Below are 18,552 nucleotides of genomic sequence, written 5' to 3'. Positions count from 1 at the left end.
GCGCTGAAGCGAAATCGCCCTCGCCCTTGGGGAAAATATTTTTCCGTTTTTAGAACGGCAATCTTGTCAGTTCTGCCCCGCCGCGCGTGGGGGGACGCTCGCGCCGGTGCCCTGCAGCGCCGGGGCGACCATGGCCACCAGGCGCTGCGCCTCGGCTTCCATGGCGGCGGCCGCGGTGGACGCCTGCAGCAGGGCCGTGGTGCGCAATGCGGACTCGGTGGGCGGATCCGGCTGGCCCGCGTCCTGTCCAATCGAGGAAGTGACTGCCGTCACGCGCGCCACGGCGTTCGCGATGGCCTGCAGCGCGCCCGCGTCTTCCATGTGCGCCACCGGGCTGCCGACCAGGTCGCGGATGTCCTTCACCACCGCGTTCGAGCGCAGCGCCAGCGCCTGCAGTTCCTGTACCACGGCCTTGCGGCCTTCGTCGGGTTCGCCGATGCGCAGCGCCTGCACGGCGGCGTCGAGCGCCAGGATGTTGGCGCGGAAGGCCAGGCCGTCGATCGCGCCGACGATGTCGTCGACGCGCTTGGGCGGAGCCGCCGCAGCGGCCGCTGCGGCGGCCGGCGCGGCGCCCGCGTGCGCGGCCGCGGATGGCAGGGGCAGCCGGCGCACCACGTACCAGGTGCCCATCACGGCCGCCGCGACCGCGCCCGCGCACAGCAGCACGATCCATTGGGCGAAGCCGGAGGCCAGCGTGCGCGCCGCTGCCATGTCGTCGTCCGCCAGTTTCTTTTCGAGTTCGATGAAGCGCGTCGTGCTGGCCAGCCAGTCGACATAGGCTGGCGCCACCTGCTGCGCCAGCAGGGCGGCGGCCTCGGGCAGCTGGCCGGCCGCGTGCAGCGCGATCACGCGTTCGACCAGCGGGCGGGTGCGCCTTTCCTGCTCCTTGATGGCGGCCAGCGCGTCGCGCTCGGCGGGCAGGATGCCGGGCAGTTCGTGGAACAGCGCGTCCAGCGGCGACGCCGCGCGCGCATAGGCGTCGTCCAGGGTCTTGCTGCGCGAGATCGGGGCGGCCGCCGCCGCGGGATCCGCAGCGAGCACGATGTCGCGCACCGCGATCGCGCGGTCGCGCACGCTGCTGCGCATCTCGGCCGCGTAGCGCTGCTTGATGCCGCTGATCTCGTCGATACGAAACAGCAGTTGCTCGATCTGCCCCGCGCGCCCCGCGGCCAGTACCGCCAGGGCAGTCATCAGGAGGAGCACGGCGCCGTAGCCGATGGCCAGCCGCGCGCCAGTGGAAAGGGGCTTCGTCGTCATGTTCTCGTCGTTGGAGGCCGGGGACCGCACCGGGACGGCTCTCGATAATTTCCCCTAAGCAATGCATTGACTATAACATGCGTGCCGAATGGACCGAGAGCGCTTTCCGCCCAAGTCGGGCAAAACGCGGGAACACTGTTGCGTCCATACCAATCGGCCTGGCGGCGGGGCGGGGCCGCCCTCCCCGCGCTCCCGGCCTTGCCTTATCGCTTATCTGGCCAGCGCTTCCGCCGTCACGAAGCGCGGACGGATATCGTTCGGCACGCGCGAGCTCAGCCGGTCGAGCGCCTTCTGCACTTCCGGACGGATCACCACGTACCTGGCCATCATCGCCTTCGCGCGCGCATAGTCGCCGGTGGCCTCGATGGTCAGGAATTCGCGGTCCAGGTCGGCCACCGCCGCCTTGATCTTCCTGAAGTCCACCGAAAAGCTGCCGTCGTCATTGGCCACGAAGGCGCCCTTGTCGAGCAGGTAGTTCATCTGGATCGCCATGCCGCGCGCATGCGAGGAAGTCAGGCCGAAGTGCAGGGTGCGGAAGGCCGAGGCCAGGAAGGTGTTGTACAGCTTGCGCTCGGCCTGCGCGCCCTGCCCCAGGGTGTCCTTCAGCAGGCCCTTGTCCATCATGTAGCCGAGCGCCCACAGGCCGGTGATGTCGGCCTTGGCTTCCTCGATGGTCGAGTAGGCGTCCTTCAGGTCCTGGCGCGGCGTGGAATCCTTGCCGTCCTTCTTCGTGTGGTGCGGACCCAGGCCGTGCATGATCTCGTGCGCCAGGATGTGGGTGAAGAAGGCATCGAAGTCGAGGTCCTTCTGGTCCTGCGCGCGCAATACCAGCTTCGAGATCGGCATCAGGGTCGAGGCGAACTTGGCTTCCTGTACGTTCTTCAGCATCACCCGCTTGGAGCCGCGCTCGCGGATCACGCGCTCGTCGTTCGGCAGGTTGTAGGCGGCGGTCTGCACGCCCATGTTGCCGTCGCCGGCGCCATATACCTGGTTCACCACCACCATCGGCGCGATCGCGCCGACCTTCGGGTTGCGGTACTGCTTGTCCAGCGGCAGGTTGTCTTCCAGCTCCTGCAGGTGCTTGCCGAAGAAGGCCAGCTTCTGCGTCTCCTTCTGGTCGCGGATGCTGACATAGGCTTCGAACGCGGCCTTGTAGCCGAACAGCTCGTCGTTATAGGTCTCGTAGGGTCCGATGGTGACGTCGACCGGCGAATCGAGGTCCATCCAGGCGAAGTCCGAGGCCAGGTAGTCGTTCGACAGGAAGGCGTCGGCGCGCAGGCCCAGGAATTTTTTGAGCGAGGCATTGTCGGTGGTGGCCGCGGCTTCGCGCAGCAGGCCCGCCAGGCGTTCCAGGTCCGCCCGGTATTCGTCCGAATACTTCACGGTGCGGAACTTGCCGTCCGGGCCGCTGCGGATCACCGTGAAGAACCATTGCGCATCGGCCTTCTGCGCGGGCGGCAGGCCGTTCATCCAGCTTTCCAGCGCTTCCTTGCTCGCGTTCTCGGGATAGAAATTGGCGCCCAGCGGCTTCTTGGCCGGGATCCGGATGCCGGCATACTCGGCCGGCATGAAGGAGCGGTTGTCGTCCAGGCCCGACCACGGGCCCTTGTTCAGCCAGAACGCGTCCTGGCGCGCGCGGCCGAGCGCCGAGCCGTCCTTGCGCAGCGCGGCCCACAGGGCTTCGTTGCCGGACCAGCGCTGGCGCAGCTGCAGGGTGTCGATGATCTTCGCCGCTTCGATGAGCTTGGCCATGGCGGCGCGGTCGCCTTTCGACAGCGCCGACAGGTCGGCCTTCAGCTCGACCGGTGCGAAGCGCTTGCCCATGGCTTGCAGCTGGGCTGCGCTGGGCGAACCGGCACCGTCGGCGGCATCGGCGCCATGGGCAGGGGCAAGGACGGCGCCGAGTGCGGCGGCCAGTACGAGGGGGGCGAACAGCTTGTTCATGGTGTCTCCTGTCAGGTTATTGTTGGGGCGATTCCGATCGATCCGTCATCCACCCTTCGTCACTGCCGGGCTGCCGGGCGGTCGAGCGCCGGTCCGGCATACTTCATCAAGAGGCCCTTCGGACCGACCGCCCAGCCGTGGGCCGGGCCGGAAAAGCCGACCGTGTTCAGCGGCGTACGGTCGAATTCGGTCCAGCTGCGGCCGGCGTCGAGCGAGTAGCCCGATCCGGCCAGGCCGGCGGCCACCAGGGCGCGCGGCGCGCCCGGCACCGGCACCACTACCGACAGGTAGCCGGCGGGCGCCACCTGCACCGGCGTCCAGCTGGCGCCGCCGTCGATGGTATAAGCGCCGTTGGTACCGGCCAGGCGGGTCTCCTTGTAGTCGCCGCCAGCGGCGAAGCCTTCCTTCGGATTCAGGAAGGCGACCGAGAACACGCCGCGCGCGGCGGCGCCGGCCGGAACCGGGGTCGCTGATGCGCGCCAGGTCTGGCCGCGGTCGCGCGAGTGGAACACGCGCGCGCTGGCGCTGCCGCCGGTGGCGATCCAGGCGTCGTGGGTGCCGGCCACGGTAAGGCAAGTGCCGCTGGCGGCGAAGGCGCCCTCGCCCGGCATCGCCTCGATGCCCTTGGCGTCGGCCTGCTGCCACGAGCGGCCGCCGTCCCCCGTCGTGTACACCTGGAAGCTGCCCTTGACCGGGTCGCCGAACAGGATGCCGTGGTCCTTGTCCCAGAACGCCATCGCGTCCCAGAAGCCTTCGGCCACGGCATTGGTGGCGACCAGGCGCCAGCTGGCGCCGCCGTCCTCGGTACGGTACACGCGCGAGGCCGCGCCCGGGCCGGCGCCCATCGCCACGGCGGTGTCGGCATCGAAGGCCTGGATGTCGCGCAGGTCGATCGCTTCGGCGTCGGGAATGCGCATGGCTTGCCAGGCCTGGCCGTCCACGGTGCGCAGCACGGTGCCCTTGGTGCCGCTGGCCCAGGCCACGCTGTCGCTGACCACGGACAGGCCGCGCAGCTCGGCCCCGGTGGGGCTGGGAACCGTCTGCCAGGACTGGGCCATGGCCCCGCTGGACGTGAACAGGGCGGCGATGAACAGGGCGGGTGCGCGCAAGAGCATGGTGATCCTCGACGGTTGGATGATCACGCATTGTAGCCGCATGGACGGCCGGCCCGCCCGGCGGGCAGGCCGCCCTACGGTGCCTTGGCGACCGTGGCCAGCGCTGCGCCCTGGGTCCAGCCGCCGCCCAGTGCGCGCGCGACCGCCACGCTGGCCAGCAGGCGCTGGGTGCGGATCTGGCTGGCCGTGCGGTCGGCCGCGAGCGAGCTGCGCTGGGCCTCGGTCACGTCCAGGTAAGTGGACAGGCCGCGCTCGTAGCGCGCCTGCGCCACCAGCAGCGCGCGCGCCGCGGCCTGCTGCGACCCGGCCTGGGCCTCGCCCTGGCGCTGGCGCCCTTCCACGTCGGACAACGCGTCTTCCACTTCGCGCAGCGCGCCCAGCAGGCGCGCCTGGTGGTTCGCCACCGCTTCCTCGTAGCGCGCCTTCGACAGCGCCAGGTTGGCGCGGTTGCGGCCGCCGTCGAACACCGGCAGCGACAGCGCCAGCGGCCCGAGGGAGAACTGGCGCGCGCCGCCGCTGGCCAAGTCGCGCAGGTGTTCGGAGGCAAAGCCGAAGTTCGAGGTCAGCGTCAGCGAAGGATAGAAGGCGCCTTCGGCCACGCCGACCTGGGCATTCGCTGCGCGCAGCTGGGCGACGCTGGCCGCCAGGTCGGGACGCTGGCCGAGCAGGCTGGCCGGCAGGCCGACCGGGATGGCCGGCGGCAGCGGCAGCGCGGCCGCGGCGGCGCCCTGCGCGGCCGGCAGCAGCGGCTGGCTGGGCGATGCCCCCACCAGCGTGGCCAGCGCATGCTCCACCGTGTTGCGCTGGCGCCGCAGCTCGTGCAGGTCGGTCTCGGCGTTGGCGTGCTCGATGCGCGCGCGCGAGACGTCCAGTTCGTTCGACAGGCCGGCCTTGAAGCGCGCTTCCACCAGCTGCCGGGCCTCGCCGCGCGCCGCCAGCGCCGCCTCCAGGATCGCCAGTTCGGCATCCAGCCCGCGCAGCTGCCAGTAGCCGGCGGCCACCTGGCCGGACAGCATCAGCAGCACGCCGTCGCGGTCGATCTGCGCCGCCAGCGCCTGCGCGTCGGCCGCCTCTACCACCCGCCGTACCCGGCCCCACAGGTCGAGTTCATACGACAGCGAAGCGCCGAGGCTGAAGTTGTTGCCCTCGATCGAGCGCCCGCCCAGGGCGATGCCCTGCGAGGTCTCGCTCGAGGTGCGCGCATTCGACACGCCCGCGCCAACGGCGAGGTTGGGCGCCTGTCCGGCGCGCACCACGCCCAGCTGGGCCTGGGCCTGCAGCAGGCGCTGCGCGGCCACCAGCACGCCCGGATTGTCGCGCAGGGCGCGCGCCTCCAGCGCATCGAGGGTGGCATCGCCGAACACGGTCCACCACCGGGCCGGCAGGCGCGCCGGGTCCGCGGCAGCGGTGGCGGCCGTAGCGGCCGTGGCGGCCGCGTGGCGGTAGCCTGCGCCGGATGGGCCGGCGGGTGCGGCGAAGTCGGGGCCGACGGTCGAGCAGGCCGCCAGGGCGCTGGCCAGTGCACTGGCCAGGACGAGTTTCTTCAGCATGGTCATTCTCTTCATTCTCAATGGGCGGCCGATGCGCCGCCCGGCGACTTCACCTTGTCGGCCAGCCAGATCGCGCCGATGCAGGCGATCAGCACCAGGCCGATGATCCAGAAGCCGTCGTTATAGGCCATCACATAGGACTCGCGCCGCAGCACGCGATCGATCACGGCCAGCGCCTGGCTGCCGGCCGTGGCCGGGTCCATGCCGCCGGCGATCAAGCCCTGGGTCAGCTGGTCCAGGCGCTCCTGGGTCGCCGGGGCGTACTGCGAGACCGCCTCGCCCAGGCGCGCCGAATGGAAGTGCTCGCGGTTGGTGAGGCTGGTGGCCAGCAGCGCGATGCCGATCGAGCCGCCCAGGTTGCGGGTCATGTTGAACAGGCTCGAGGCCGACGGCATGTCCTTCGGCGGCAGTCCCTGCATCGCGAAGTTCGACAGGGTCAGCATCACGAAGGGCTGGCCGATCGCGCGCACCACCTGGGTCACCATCAGCTGGTCGTAGCCGGTGCTGGCGTCCATGAAGGCGTTCATCAGGCAAGAGCCGCCGAACATCAGCAGGCCGAAGGAGCACAGGATGCGGTTGTCCACCCGGGACGACAGCGCCGCCGCGAAGGGCATCACCAGCAGCTGCGGCAGGCCGACCCAGGCGATCACTTCGCCGATCTGCATCGGCGTGTAGTTGGCGATCTGCCCGAGGTAGAGCGGCAGCAGGAAGGACGAGCCGTACAGGCCCATGCCGGTCACCGCCGACAGCACGGTCGCGACCAGGAAGTTGCGTTGGCCGTAGAGACGCAGATTCACGAAAGGGTCCGGGCGCGAAAAGCTCAGCGCCACCCAGCCCAGGATGCCGACCAGGGACAGCGAGGCGAAGGTAACGATGAAGGAGGACTCGAACCAGTCCTTCGAATTGCCCTCTTCCAGGAAGATGGTCAGGCAGGCCAGGCCCAGGGCCATCAGGCCGATGCCGAGCCAGTCGGCGTTGAGCAGGGTCTTGACCTTGGGCTTCTCCGGGTCCAGTCCGTACAGCATGCCGGCGATCAGGAGCACGCCCGGCACCCAGTTGATGTAGAAGATCGAGGGCCAGCCGTACAGCTCGGACAGGTAGCCGCCCAGGGTCGGGCCCATGGCCGGCGCCAGCGTGGCCGTCAGGCCGAAGATCGCCATGCCGACCGCGCGCTTGGACGCGGGCAGACGCGTCATGACCAGTGTCATGGCCATCGGGATCAGGGCCCCGCCGGTAAAGCCCTGCAGCATGCGGAACACGATCATGCTTTCCAGGTTCCAGGCGGCGCCGCACAGGGTCGAGAACACCAGGAACAGCGAGGTGGTGCCGATCATGTACCAGCGCACCCCGAACCCGCGGGCGAACAGCGCGGTCAACGGGATCACGACGATCTCGGCGCACAGGTAGGCGGTCGAGATCCACGATCCCTCTTCCTGGGTGGCCGAGAGCGTGCCGAGGATGTCGCGCAGCGAGGAATTGGTGATCTGGATGTCGAGCACCGCCATGAAGGCGCCCAGCATGCCGGCGGCCACCGCGATCCAGGTACGCGCGTCGATGCGGGCGCCGTTGACCGGCGCGCCCGGCACGGCGCCGGGAACGCCAGCCTTGGTGAGACTGGTCATGGCGGGTCCTTAGCGGGCCGTGCCCTGGACCAGGGCGGCGGTGCGGGTCGCGGCAGGCTTGCCTGCCGCTTCCTGGCCGAGCTCCACCTCGGCCACCACCGACATGCCCGGCACCAGGCGGCCGGCATACTGCTTCACGTCGCGCGGATCGAGCACGATCTTGACCGGCACGCGCTGGACGATCTTGGTGAAGTTACCGGTCGCGTTATCGGCCGGCAGCAGCGCGAACTGGTTGCCCGAGGCCGGCGCGAAGCTGTGCACCCGGCCCACCAGGTGCTTGCCCGGCAGCGCATCGACTTCCAGCTTCACCTGCTGCCCCGGGGCCAGGCCGGCCAGCTGGGTTTCCTTGAAATTGGCGGTGACCCAGACCTCCTCCTCGACCACGGCCAGCAGCAGCTGGCCCGGCTGCACGCGGGCGCCGACTTCGACGCCGCGCCGGCCGACGCGGCCCGGCACCGGCGCCACGATCTGGTTGTAGGCCAGCTGCTGGCGCGCATCCTTCAGTTGCGCCTGCAGCACCTTGACCTGGGCCTGGAGCACCTCGCGTCCGGCATCGGCGGCGGCGACCTGGGCCTGGGCGGCGGCGGCGCTGTCGCGGCGCGCCGCCACGTCGGCGGTGGCGGCGGCGCGCGCGGCGCTCGCCGCATCCACTTCGGCCTTCGAGACCGCCTTCATGGTGTCGCTATACAGCTGGCCGTAGCGTTCGGCGTCCTGGCGCGCGCGCACCAGCTGGGCTTCGGCCTGGCGCACCTGGGCGCCGGCCGCGGCGGCCTGCGCCTTCACCTGCGCCACCTGGGCGCCGGCCTGGGCGATCTGCTGTTCAACACTCGCGATCTGGGCCTCGATCTGCTCGACGCGCACGCGGTGGTCGGCCGGATCCAGCTCGGCGAGCACGTCGCCGGCCCTGACCACCTGGTTGTCGTCCACCAGCACACGCGTGACCACGCCCGCCACCCGGCTCGAGACCGGGTGCACGCGCCCGGTGACGTAGGCGTTCTCGGTCTCCACGAAGTGGCTGCTGCGGTACCACATGCGTCCGCCGGCCCCGAGGGCGGCCAGGGCGATCAGCGCCACCACGACCAGCACGCGCCGGTTGGGCGGCGCCTTGCCGGGCGCCGCCGGCGCCTGGGCTGCGGAGGGGGGAACGGCGGCCGGGGAATGCGATTCTGCCATGGGGTCAAACTCCGATGAAAATGAAATGATTCGTGCGCATTATTCGCCATGAACACGGCGAAGTCAAGAAATGAAACGGTTGCATTTCATTTCTTGCTGGGCTACAGTACCGGCATGAGCAAAGCCATTCCCGTGTCTTCTTCCCCGGTGAAATCCGCAGGCCGCCCGAAAGCGTCCGAAGTCGAGGCGCGCATGCGGGAGCTGATCGAGGTGGCCGGCTGCCTGTTCTTGCGCCACGGCTATACGGGCGTGAGCCTGGAAACCATCGCCCGCGAAGCGCGGGTGGCGGTGCGCACCATCTACGTGAAGTTTGGCGGCAAGGCCGGACTGCTGAAGGCGGTGCTCGCGGCCAGGCGCGAGCGCCTGCTGCCGGTGACCACCATGGACAGCGACCAGCGCCCGGTGCGCGAAGTCATCGACGAGTTCGCCGGCTACTTCTACGCCATGCTGTGCGAGCCGGACGCGATGACCCTGCAGCGGGTGGTGACGGCGGAAGCGGGCAGTAATCCGGAACTGGCGCAAGCCTTCTACGATGCCGGACCGCGCCTGACGCGCGAGATGCTGGAACGCTATTTTGCCCGGCCCGAGGTACGCGCCCAGTTGCGCCCCGGCCTGCCGCTGGCCCAGCTGCCGTCCTGCCTGATCGCGTGCATCCATGGCGACCCGGTGCTGCGCTTCCTGTTTCCGGGCAGTGAACCGGCGCCGGAAGAAGCACGCCGTTTGCTTGCCGAAAGGCTAGAACTCTTTTACCGCAGCATATTTTGACCATATGGTCAAAACAGGGTCTGTGCGTCATCGCACCGACCTGGAGCGGGCAGGCATGAGAGCCTGACACCCTTCACAAAGGAGGATGTCATGGACAAAAAAACGACAGCGGCTGTTCGCCGCGAGGAGGCGGCATGAGCAAGTCTTCCCGATACGAATGGCGCGACCAGCAGGCCGCGCTGCAGGAGCGCATGAAGGGTTTCCTGAAGAATCCCGACAATGAACAGCTCGAGGCTGTCGTTGCGGAGATGCGCGCCTACGCGGCGGCGGCCAAGGCCGGCACGATCGATATTCCGGAGCGCTTCATCGCCTTCACCTGAGACCATGGGAGAACCGCCCCGGCGGTCCGGACCAGCACGCCGCTCCGCGCAAGCCGGGCGGCGTTTTGTTGTTGCGGCCTCGCGCAGCGCGGCGACGTTTCAGCCGGCGACGGCCGCGGCCGGATCGCCCTGGGGCTCGCGCTCGAAATCGAACAGCCTGGTCAGGCAATAGACCTTGCGCGGCGCCCGGTGGCGCTCGTGGATCTCGCGGGTCATCACTTCGACCCGGCGCGGCTGCAGGGCGACCTGGCGCGCATCGATGGCCTGCGCCGCGCCCTCGGCGAAGCGGGCCGCCAGCTGCTGTGAAATCGTGCCATGCACGATGGCCGGCTCGCCCTGGACCGTGGTCTTCAGTTCGAAACAGCGGGTTTCGGGCAGCACGAACACCGTGCCGACGTATTCATTGCCATATTCGTACATGACATCCTCCCTGTCGTTCCTGCGACCGGCGGCAAGGGGGCTTGCCGCCACGCCCCCATCATAGCAAGCCGACGCACGACGCCGCGCCGGCACGATTGAAGCGACGCTTCGCGCCGCGCCGCTGCCACTGGCGCCGCCTGCGCGCGGTTTCGTCGCAAGCGCGGCCGCGGGCTCCCCGGGTTTGCCAGAATGCGCTCCATCGACTACCCACTGGAGACCGCCATGCCCTTGTTCCGCCACGCCATCCTCCTCGCCGGCCTCGCCGGCTTCGCCTGCACCGGTGCCAGCGCCGCCGACCTGAACCTGCGTGTGCAGGACGTTCCGTCGGCCCAGGGCCGGATCCTGGTCGCCGTCTACGATTCCGCCGGCAGCTTCCTGAAACGCCCGGCCAGGGCGGTCCAGGTCCCGGCCGCTGCCGGCAGCCTGGACGTCGTCATCAAGGACTTGCCGCCCGGCGAATACGGCGTTGCCCTGTTCCACGACAGCAACGGCAACGGCAAGATGGACATGAATGCGATGGGCATTCCCGCCGAGGACCATGCGTTCAGCAACAATGCGCTCGGCAACATGGGGCCGCCCAGCTTCGAGCAGGTGAAGTTCGTCCTGCCGGCCGCCGGCGCCAGCACCACCATCAGCCTGCGCTGAGGAGCGGCCATGGACCGCCGCCGCTTCCTCGGGGCCGGCCTGGGGGCCGGTGCGCTCACGCTGGCCGGCGCCGCACGTGCCGACCAGGCCACCCGCGAGCGCTTCCACGCCGCTATGGTGCGCGATCGGGCGCTCGGCGTGTACGCCGATACCACCGGCAGCCAGGCCGGCGCGGCCATCCTCAGCGGCCGCCTGCCGCCCGACCTGCAAGGCAGCTTCTACCGCAACGGCCCGGGCCGCTTCGAGCTGGGCGGCGAGCGCTATCACCACTGGTTCGACGGCGACGGTTTCGCCCAGCGCTGGACCATCGCCGGTGGCGAGGTGCGGCACCAGGGCCGCTTCGTCGCGACGCGCCGCCATACCGACGAGTCGCAGGCCGGCCAGTTCCTCTACCCCTCTTTCGGCACCCATGTGGCGCGCCGGGGCTTCCGGGACAACGACACCCTCAACGCCGCCAACACCAACCTGCTGCCTTTCAATGGCCGCCTGTATGCGCTATGGGAAGGCGGTTCGGCGCACGAACTCGATCCGGAAACCCTCGCCACGCTGGGCGTCAAGACCTGGCGCGACGACCTGCGCGCCATGCCCTTCTCGGCCCACCCGAAAGCCGACCCGCAGGGCGGGATGTGGAATTTCGGCGCCCTGCCCGGCGCCAGCCGGATGGCGCTGTACCAGATCGGCGCGGCGGGCCAGGTGCTGCGCACGGCCCTGGTCCCGATCGCGCGCCTGGCCATGGTGCACGACTTCGCGGTCAGCGCGAAGCACCTGATCTTCATGATCCCGCCCTACGACCTGGTCGCCGGCGAGGGCAAGAGCTTCCTCGAGCGCCATGCCTGGGCCGGCAGCGGGCCGGACGCGCGGCCGCTGCGCATCGTGGTCGTGGCCAAGGACACGCTGGCGGTGCGCCAGGAATTCGAACTGCCGCCGGACATGGTGTTTCACTTCGGGAATGCCTGGGAAGACGGCGACTGCACCCGCTTCGACGTCGTGCTGCACCATGGCGACGTGCTGGCCGAGCTGGGCGGCCTGATGGCCGGCCGCCGCCCGTCCACCTTGCAGGGGCGTAGCGAAACGGTGCAGGTCTGCCTCGACTACGCCAGCGGCAGGGCCAGCACGGCCCGCCTGTTCGGCGCTGGCGAATTCCCGCGCGTGATGCCCCAGGTCGTGTCCAGCCGCCACCGCCGCCTGGCGCTGCTCGGCGCCGGCCGCGGCGCCGAGCTCTCGAGCGTCAACCTGGTGGACACCGACAGCGGCAAGGTCGACGGCCATGACTTCGGCGAGGGCTGGCAGGTGGAGGAGCACATCCTGGTACCGCGCCGCCATGCGCGCTCGGAAACCGACGGCTACCTGGTCGGCGTCGCCCAGGATTTGCGCAAGGGCGTGGGCGTGATGACGGTGTTCGATGCGGCGTGTGTCGCGGACGGTCCGGTGGTGCTGGCAAGACTGCCTTATCGCACACCGCACTGCTTTCATGGTAATTTCTTACCAGCATGACTATCACACCCTCGTCCGCCCCGTCCGCCCCATCCGGCAAGCCGCAGCACGAGCGCAACCACCCGCTGGAACTGATCCCGCTGTTCCGGCGCTGGCCGCCCTCGCTGGCGCGCGACCTGTTCTACACGGCGATCTGGAGCAGCCTGCTGGCGCTGGCGCTGGCGGTGCTGCAGATTCTCTTCGGGCGCAAGCTTCCCTTCCTGCGCCTGCTGTGGGCTACCCTGGTCGTCAGCAACCTGATCGGCTTCATGGTCCATGGGGCGCTGCACCTGATCGAGCGCACCCTGCCACGCGAGAACATCCGCCTGTTCCGCGCGGCCCAGGTGCTGGCGATCACCGCCGCCAGCGTGATCGGCATCCCGTTCGGCAATGCGCTGGTGGTCGGGCGCATGCCGTTGCGCTTCTACCAGTACAGTGGCACCCTCGTGTTCCTGCTCCTGTTCGGCCTGATGACCGCGGGGCTGATGGTGATGGTGCTGGCGGCCGGCGAACGCCGCATGCGGCGCCAGGCGGACAGCGCGCGCCAGCAGGAGCAGGTCGCCGCCGCCGGCAGGCTGGTGGCGGAAGCGCGCCTGCGCGCGCTGCAGGCCCAGATCGAGCCGCACTTCCTGTACAACACGCTGGCCAACGTGGTCAGCCTGATCGACAGCCAGCCGGCCAAGGCGCGCCGCATGCTGGAACGCTTCATCGACTACCTGCGCGCCAGCCTGGCCGCCAGCCGCGCCGAGCACGCAAGCGTCGGCGGCGAACTGGACCTGGCCAGCGCCTACCTCGACGTGCTCGGCGTGCGCCTGGAAGGCCGCCTGCGCTGGCGCTTCGAACTGGCGCCCGCGCTCAGCGCGCTGCCGCTGCCGCCGATGCTGCTGCAGCCGCTGGTCGAGAACGCGATCATGCACGGCATCGAGCCGAAGCTGGACGGCGGCGAGATCGTGGTGCGTGCGCGGGTCGACGACGGCATGCTGTGCATCGAAGTGGCCGATACCGGCCTCGGCCTGCGCACCGGCGCGGACGCGGCGGCGCGTCCGGGCGGCGGCGTCGGCCTGTCCAACCTGCGCGAGCGCCTGCGCCAGCTGTACGGCGGCGCGGCCCGCATGCAGCTCATCGAAAACCCGGCGGGCGGGGTCACCTCGCGCCTGCTGCTTCCTCTCCAGGTGCCATCATCGACCGTCCCCACGCCCTGATCGCAGACGACGAGCCGCACCTGCTCGACTACTTGCAAACCCAGCTCGCCGCCGCCTGGCCCGCATTGCGCGTCACCCGCGCCGCCAACGGCATCCAGGCGCTGGCGCTGATCGACGAACTGGCGCCGCAGGTGGTCTTCCTCGACATCCAGATGCCGGGCCTGAACGGCATCGAGCTGGCGGCGCGCCTGTGCCAGGGTGCGCGTCCGCCGCGGGTGGTGTTTACCACCGCCTACGAACACTACACGCTGCAGGCCTTCGAGCACGCGGCCTTCGACTACCTGCTCAAGCCGATCGGCCTGGAACGGCTCGGGCGCACCGTCGCGCGACTGAAGGAGGCCTTGGCCGCGCCTGTCCCGGCGGCGACGTCCGATGCTTTGGCGGCCCTGCTCCGCCAGCTCGGCGTGGCCACGCCAGCGCCCGCTCCCCTGCAGTGGATCCGGGCTGCCAGGGGACAGGAGACGCGGCTGGTGGCGATCGACGAAGTGATCTACTTCCAGAGCAACGACAAGTACACCAGCGTTTTCCTGGCGGACGGCGAATGCCTGATCCGCACGCCGCTGAGCAGGCTGAAGGAACAGCTCGATGCACAGCAGTTCTGGCAGATCCACCGCGGCGTGATCGTGGCGGCCCGGCACGTGGCCGGCACCCGCACCGACTTCCGGGGACGCCTGCACGTGCGGCTCAAGGGACGCGACGAGCAGCTGGTGGTGAGCCGGAACTACGTGGATCTGTTCAGGCAGATGTAAGCCCGGCGCGAGGCCGGCCCTTGTCCGGGCTTGCGCACTTCCACTGAGGGGCAAGCAGCTCCATTCCTTGACCAGCAGCGGGAACAAGCCGCTACAGGCGAGACGGCATGGCCGTGCAGGCTAGGCGCGTCCGAACGCGATCAGGTCCTTGCCGGCAGCCGCCCAGTGGTCCATCAGGGCGTCGTGTCCTGCTTCCTTCCAGATCCGGTGCTCTTCCCCGGTCAGGAAAGCGACGCTGAGGACAGGGTATGTCTCGCCATCACACGCGATCGCGGCCGGCAGGTTGTCCAGGCAGTTGAACAGGTTCGAGAGCAGGAAGATCACGCCGCGGATGCCGTGCGCCGCCAGCCGGGGATCGTCCAGCAGCAGCACGTTTCCAGGCACGATACCGGCCTCCAGCTCCTGGCTCTCGGCTGTGCCGAGCACCCGCCTCACCAGCACCGCATCGCCATCGCTCACCGTGACATAGATGTTCCTGGTGATCGTCGGCAGCGTGAAGATCAAACGGGCCATGTCGTCGAACTCGCAAGGATAGACGACCGTGTACTGGCGGCGGTCGCTCTGATCCTCCCAGGACAGGATGTCGCCGGATGCGCCGAAATGGCCTTGCTCTGCAAGGAGTCCGGCCATCTTCTGCGCCAGGGCTGGGGAGTAGTGCTTGTTCATGCTGCGTCCATTCAAAAAAAACGGGACCATGACGATGGTCCCGTTTTGCTGTGTTCAGCCGGCGCTCACTTCTTGCGCGCCGGCGGCAGGTCGGTGCAGACGCCCTTGTAGGCTTCCGCCGCCATGCCGATCGACTCGCCCAGGGTCGGGTGCGGGTGGATGGTCTTGCCGATGTCCACGCCGTCCGCGCCCATCTCGATCGCCAGCGCAACTTCGCCGATCATGTCGCCGGCATTGGTGCCGACGATGGTGCCGACGATGATGCGCTTGGTCTCGGCGTCGAACAGCAGCTTGGTGAAGCCCTCGTCGCGGCCGTTGGCGACCGCGCGGCCGCTGGCGTTCCACGGGAAGTGGCCCTTCTCGACCGCGATGCCTTTCTGCTTGGCTTCGTCCTCGGTCAGGCCGACCCACGCCACTTCCGGATCGGTATAGGCCACCGACGGGATCACCTTGGCATCGAAATATGCCTTCTCGCCGTGCGCCGCCTCGGCCGCCACGTGTGCTTCGTGCACCGCCTTGTGCGCCAGCATCGGCTGGCCCACCAGGTCGCCGATGGCGAAGATGTGCGGCACGTTGGTGCGCATCTGGCCGTCCACGCCGATGAAGCCGCGGTCGGTCACTGCCACGCCGGCCTTCTCGGCGGCGATCTTCTTGCCGTTCGGGCTGCGGCCCACGGCCACCAGCACCAGGTCGTACAGCTGCGGCTCAGGCGCGGTAGCGCCGGCTTCCGCCGCTTCGAACGAGACCTTGATCCCTTCCGGCAGCGCTTCCACGCCGACGGTCTTGGTCTTCAACATGATGTTGTCGAAGCGGTGCGCGTTGTACTTCTGCCAGACCTTGACGGCCTCGCGGTCGGCGCCCTGCATCAGGCCGTCCATCATCTCGACCACGTCGATGCGCGCACCCAGGGTCGAGTACACGGTCGCCATTTCCAGGCCGATGATGCCGCCGCCGATGACCAGCATGCGCTTGGGCACCTGGCGCAGTTCCAGCGCGCCGGTGGAGTCGACGATGCGCGGATCTTCCGGCACGAAGGGCAGCTTCACCACGGAGGAACCGGCGGCGATGATCGCCTTGGCGAACTTGATGACCTTCTTCGCACCGTCGGCTCCAGTGACCTCGATGTGGTTCGGGGAAAGAAAACTGCCCACGCCCTGCACCACATTGACCTTGCGCGCCTTGGCCATGAAGTTCAGGCCGCCGGTCATCTTCTTGATCACGCCATCCTTGTAGGCGCGCAGCTTGTCGATGTCGACGCTAGGTGCGGCGAAGCTCACGCCCAGGTCGGCCATGTGCGCGGTCTCGTCCATGATGTGCGCCACGTGCAGCAACGCCTTGGACGGGATGCAGCCCACGTTCAGGCACACGCCGCCCAGGGTCGCGTACTTCTCGACCAGCACGGTGTTCATGCCCAGGTCCGCCGCGCGGAAGGCGGCCGAGTAGCCGCCAGGGCCGGCGCCCAGCACCATCATGTCGCATTCGATGTCGACCGGGCCGCTGTAGCTGGCCGCGCCCGGGGCCGGGGCGGCGCCTGGCGTGGCGGCCGGCGCCGGGTGCGCTGGTGCATACGAGTCGGTCGGAGCCGCGGCAGCGGTCGGCGCCACGGCCTGCGCGCCGATCTGGGCTGCAGGCTTGGCGTCGGCGCTCGGTACCGCCGGTGCCGCAGCGGCGCCCGCTTCCTCGACCATCAGCAGCAGCGAACCTTCGTTCACCTTGTCGCCGACCTTCACCTGGATTTCCTTGACCACGCCGGCGTGCGTCGACGGGATCTCCATGCTGGCCTTGTCCGATTCGACGGTGACCAGCGACTGGTCGACCTTGATGGTGTCGCCCGGCTTTACCAGCAGCTCGATGACTTCGACGTCCTTGAAGTCGCCGATGTTCGGAACCTTCACTTCAACAGTGCTCATACCGGTGGCTCCTTACAGAAGGGTCTTGCGCAGGTCGGCCAGGACGTCGGCCAGGTAGGCGGCGAAGCGCGCGGCGCCGGCGCCATCGATCACGCGGTGGTCGTAGGACAGCGACAGCGGCAGCATCAGGCGCGGCTGGAAGGCGGAGCCGTCCCACACCGGCTTCATCGCCGACTTCGACAGGCCCAGGATCGCCACTTCCGGCGCATTGATGATCGGCGTGAAGGCCGTGCCACCGATGCCGCCCAGCGACGAGATGGTAAACGTCGCGCCCTGCATCGCGCTCGGCGACAGCTTGCCGTCGCGCGCCTGCGCCGAGAGTTCGCCCATTTCGACGGCGATCTGCGAGATCGTCTTCTTGTCCGCATCCTTCACGACCGGTACCACCAGGCCGTTCGGGGTGTCGGCCGCGAAACCGATGTTGTAGTACTGCTTGACGATCAGGCTGGCGCCGTCTTCCGACAGCGACGAATTAAATTGCGGGAACTTCTTCAGCGCGGCAACGGATGCCTTGATGACGAAGGCCAGCATGGTGAGCTTGACGGTCGACTTCTGCTTGGCCAGCGCGGCGTTCGAATCGACGCGGAACTGTTCCAGGTCGGTGACGTCGGCATCCTCGAAGTGGGTGACGTGCGGGATCATGACCCAGTTGCGGTGCAGGTTCGGGCCGGAGATCTTCTTGATGCGCGGCAGGGCCACGGTTTCGGTGGGGCCGAACTTCGAGAAGTCCAGCGACGGCCAGGCCAGCACTTGCATGCCGCCTCCCGCACCGCCGGCTGGCGCAGGCGCGCTCGCTGCCGGACCGGCGGCCATCACGCCCTTGACGAAGTTCTGGACGTCCAGCTGGGTGATGCGCCCTTTCGGACCGGTGCCCGGCACGCGGCCGAGGTCCACGCCCAGTTCGCGCGCGAACTTGCGGATCGACGGCGAAGCGTGGGCCTTCGAACCGGTGGCGCCCTGGGCTGGCGCCGGCGCTGCGGCCGGGGCAGCCGGAGCAGGAGCCGGTGCCGACGATGCGGCCGGCGCAGCAGCGGCTGGCGCGGCAGCGGCTGCGGCGGGAGCTGCGGGAGCGGCCGCGCCGCCAGTCGACTCGACCAGCAGCACCAGCGAACCCTTGGCGACCTTGTCGCCGACCTTCACCTTGACTTCCTTGACGGTACCGGCGTGGCTGGATGGAATCTCCATGCTCGCCTTGTCCGACTCGACCGTGATCAGCGACTGGTCGACCTTGACCTGGTCGCCCGGCTTGACCAGGAGTTCGATGACTTCGACTTCCTTGAAGTCGCCGATGTCGGGCACGGTGACTTCGACGATGGCGGCGGCGCCAGCCGGTGCGGCTGCAGGGGCGGCGGCAGGGGCTGCTGTAGGGGCGGGCGCGGCTTCGGCGGCAGGCGCGGCGGCGGCCGGCGCAGTGGCGGCATCCGGTGCAGCCGGTGCGGCCGCATCGCCCGCCGCTTCCAGCAGCAGCACGAGCGAACCTTCGGCCACCTTGTCGCCGACCTTTACCTTGATTTCTTTCACGACACCGGCGTGGCTCGACGGGATTTCCATGCTCGCCTTGTCCGACTCGACGGTCACGAGCGACTGGTCGACCTTGATCGTGTCGCCCGGCTTGACCAGCAGCTCGATGACTTCGACTTCCTTGAAGTCGCCGATGTCGGGGACTTTGACTTCCACAATGCTCATAGTGTTAGCTCCGTTTGTTCTTTTGAGTTAGCGCTTAAGTCGCCGTCCCCGCGCT

At 69.0% G+C, this 18,552-nt stretch carries 16 protein-coding genes; 6 read left to right on the top strand and 10 right to left on the bottom strand.

All coding sequences use genetic code 11. The annotated features are described in order from the left end of the window. Nucleotides 1-66: 66 nt before the first annotated feature. The 6 genes from LE190_RS01110 to LE190_RS01085 form a co-directional block, all read right to left on the bottom strand. Complete coding sequence (locus LE190_RS01110) at nt 67-1,257, bottom strand: methyl-accepting chemotaxis protein (protein WP_225236995.1); 1,191 nt, start codon at nt 1,255-1,257, stop codon at nt 67-69. Nucleotides 1,258-1,467: 210 nt separating this feature from the next. After that, a complete protein-coding gene (locus LE190_RS01105; protein WP_225236994.1) occupies nt 1,468-3,201 on the bottom strand; it encodes a DUF8614 domain-containing protein in 1,734 nt (577 codons plus the stop codon). Nucleotides 3,202-3,260: 59 nt separating this feature from the next. Beyond that, entirely contained in the window at nt 3,261-4,316 is a 1,056-nt protein-coding gene (locus LE190_RS01100) for a WD40/YVTN/BNR-like repeat-containing protein (protein ID WP_225236993.1), read from the bottom strand. A gap of 74 nt (nt 4,317-4,390) precedes the next feature. Then, nucleotides 4,391-5,866 carry an efflux transporter outer membrane subunit gene (locus tag LE190_RS01095; protein WP_225236992.1) on the bottom strand — a complete coding sequence of 492 codons (1,476 nt, stop codon included), beginning with the start codon at nt 5,864-5,866 and terminating at the stop codon, nt 4,391-4,393. A gap of 17 nt (nt 5,867-5,883) precedes the next feature. After that, a complete protein-coding gene (locus LE190_RS01090; protein WP_225236991.1) occupies nt 5,884-7,488 on the bottom strand; it encodes a DHA2 family efflux MFS transporter permease subunit in 1,605 nt (534 codons plus the stop codon). 9 nt (nt 7,489-7,497) lie between these two features. After that, the gene (locus tag LE190_RS01085) at nt 7,498-8,661 is read right to left on the bottom strand and encodes an HlyD family secretion protein (protein ID WP_225236990.1); all 1,164 of its coding nucleotides are present in this window, start codon (nt 8,659-8,661) and stop codon (nt 7,498-7,500) included. A gap of 114 nt (nt 8,662-8,775) precedes the next feature. Between LE190_RS01085 and LE190_RS01080 the strand changes: the two genes are divergently transcribed. After that, the gene (locus tag LE190_RS01080; protein ID WP_225236989.1) at nt 8,776-9,426 is read left to right on the top strand and encodes a TetR/AcrR family transcriptional regulator; all 651 of its coding nucleotides are present in this window, start codon (nt 8,776-8,778) and stop codon (nt 9,424-9,426) included. Nucleotides 9,427-9,560: 134 nt separating this feature from the next. Then, nucleotides 9,561-9,746 carry a hypothetical protein gene (locus tag LE190_RS01075; protein WP_224947208.1) on the top strand — a complete coding sequence of 62 codons (186 nt, stop codon included), beginning with the start codon at nt 9,561-9,563 and terminating at the stop codon, nt 9,744-9,746. Nucleotides 9,747-9,845: 99 nt separating this feature from the next. On the opposite strand, the gene LE190_RS01070 is transcribed toward LE190_RS01075, so the two are convergent. Further along, a complete protein-coding gene (locus LE190_RS01070) occupies nt 9,846-10,166 on the bottom strand; it encodes a hypothetical protein (protein ID WP_225236988.1) in 321 nt (106 codons plus the stop codon). A 222-nt stretch (nt 10,167-10,388) separates the two neighbouring features. Between LE190_RS01070 and LE190_RS01065 the strand changes: the two genes are divergently transcribed. Genes LE190_RS01065 through LE190_RS01050 form a run of 4 tightly spaced genes read left to right on the top strand, consistent with a single transcriptional unit; the run spans nt 10,389 to nt 14,235 of the window. Then, the gene (locus LE190_RS01065; protein ID WP_225236987.1) at nt 10,389-10,811 is read left to right on the top strand and encodes a DUF2141 domain-containing protein; all 423 of its coding nucleotides are present in this window, start codon (nt 10,389-10,391) and stop codon (nt 10,809-10,811) included. A 9-nt stretch (nt 10,812-10,820) separates the two neighbouring features. Then, on the top strand, nt 10,821-12,305 hold the full coding sequence (locus LE190_RS01060) for a carotenoid oxygenase family protein (protein ID WP_225236986.1): 1,485 nt from the start codon (nt 10,821-10,823) through the stop codon (nt 12,303-12,305). After that, the gene (locus tag LE190_RS01055; RefSeq protein WP_225236985.1) at nt 12,302-13,486 is read left to right on the top strand and encodes a sensor histidine kinase; all 1,185 of its coding nucleotides are present in this window, start codon (nt 12,302-12,304) and stop codon (nt 13,484-13,486) included. Before LE190_RS01060 ends, LE190_RS01055 begins: the two co-directional genes overlap by 4 nt. A gap of 32 nt (nt 13,487-13,518) precedes the next feature. Then, nucleotides 13,519-14,235 carry a LytR/AlgR family response regulator transcription factor gene (locus tag LE190_RS01050; RefSeq protein ID WP_229516837.1) on the top strand — a complete coding sequence of 239 codons (717 nt, stop codon included), beginning with the start codon at nt 13,519-13,521 and terminating at the stop codon, nt 14,233-14,235. Nucleotides 14,236-14,355: 120 nt separating this feature from the next. Here LE190_RS01050 and LE190_RS01045 read toward each other — a convergent pair whose 3' ends face one another. The 3 genes from LE190_RS01045 to aceF all read right to left on the bottom strand — a co-directional run bounded on the left by LE190_RS01045 (nt 14,356) and on the right by aceF (nt 18,497). Further along, a complete protein-coding gene (locus LE190_RS01045) occupies nt 14,356-14,901 on the bottom strand; it encodes a hypothetical protein (protein ID WP_225236984.1) in 546 nt (181 codons plus the stop codon). A gap of 65 nt (nt 14,902-14,966) precedes the next feature. Further along, nucleotides 14,967-16,811 (bottom strand): dihydrolipoyl dehydrogenase, encoded by a 1,845-nt coding sequence (gene lpdA / locus LE190_RS01040; RefSeq protein WP_225236983.1) that lies wholly within the window; start codon nt 16,809-16,811, stop codon nt 14,967-14,969. Nucleotides 16,812-16,823: 12 nt separating this feature from the next. Further along, nucleotides 16,824-18,497: a dihydrolipoyllysine-residue acetyltransferase gene (aceF, locus tag LE190_RS01035; protein WP_225236982.1), complete on the bottom strand. Its 1,674-nt coding sequence runs from the start codon at nt 18,495-18,497 to the stop codon at nt 16,824-16,826. Nucleotides 18,498-18,552: the final 55 nt, after the last annotated feature.

The sequence above is a fragment of the Massilia hydrophila genome, assembly GCF_020208145.1.
GTDB classification, from domain to species: domain Bacteria; phylum Pseudomonadota; class Gammaproteobacteria; order Burkholderiales; family Burkholderiaceae_D; genus Telluria; species Telluria hydrophila.
Note: the sequence above shows the minus strand (reverse complement) of the source record. Positions and strands in the feature narration are given on the sequence as shown.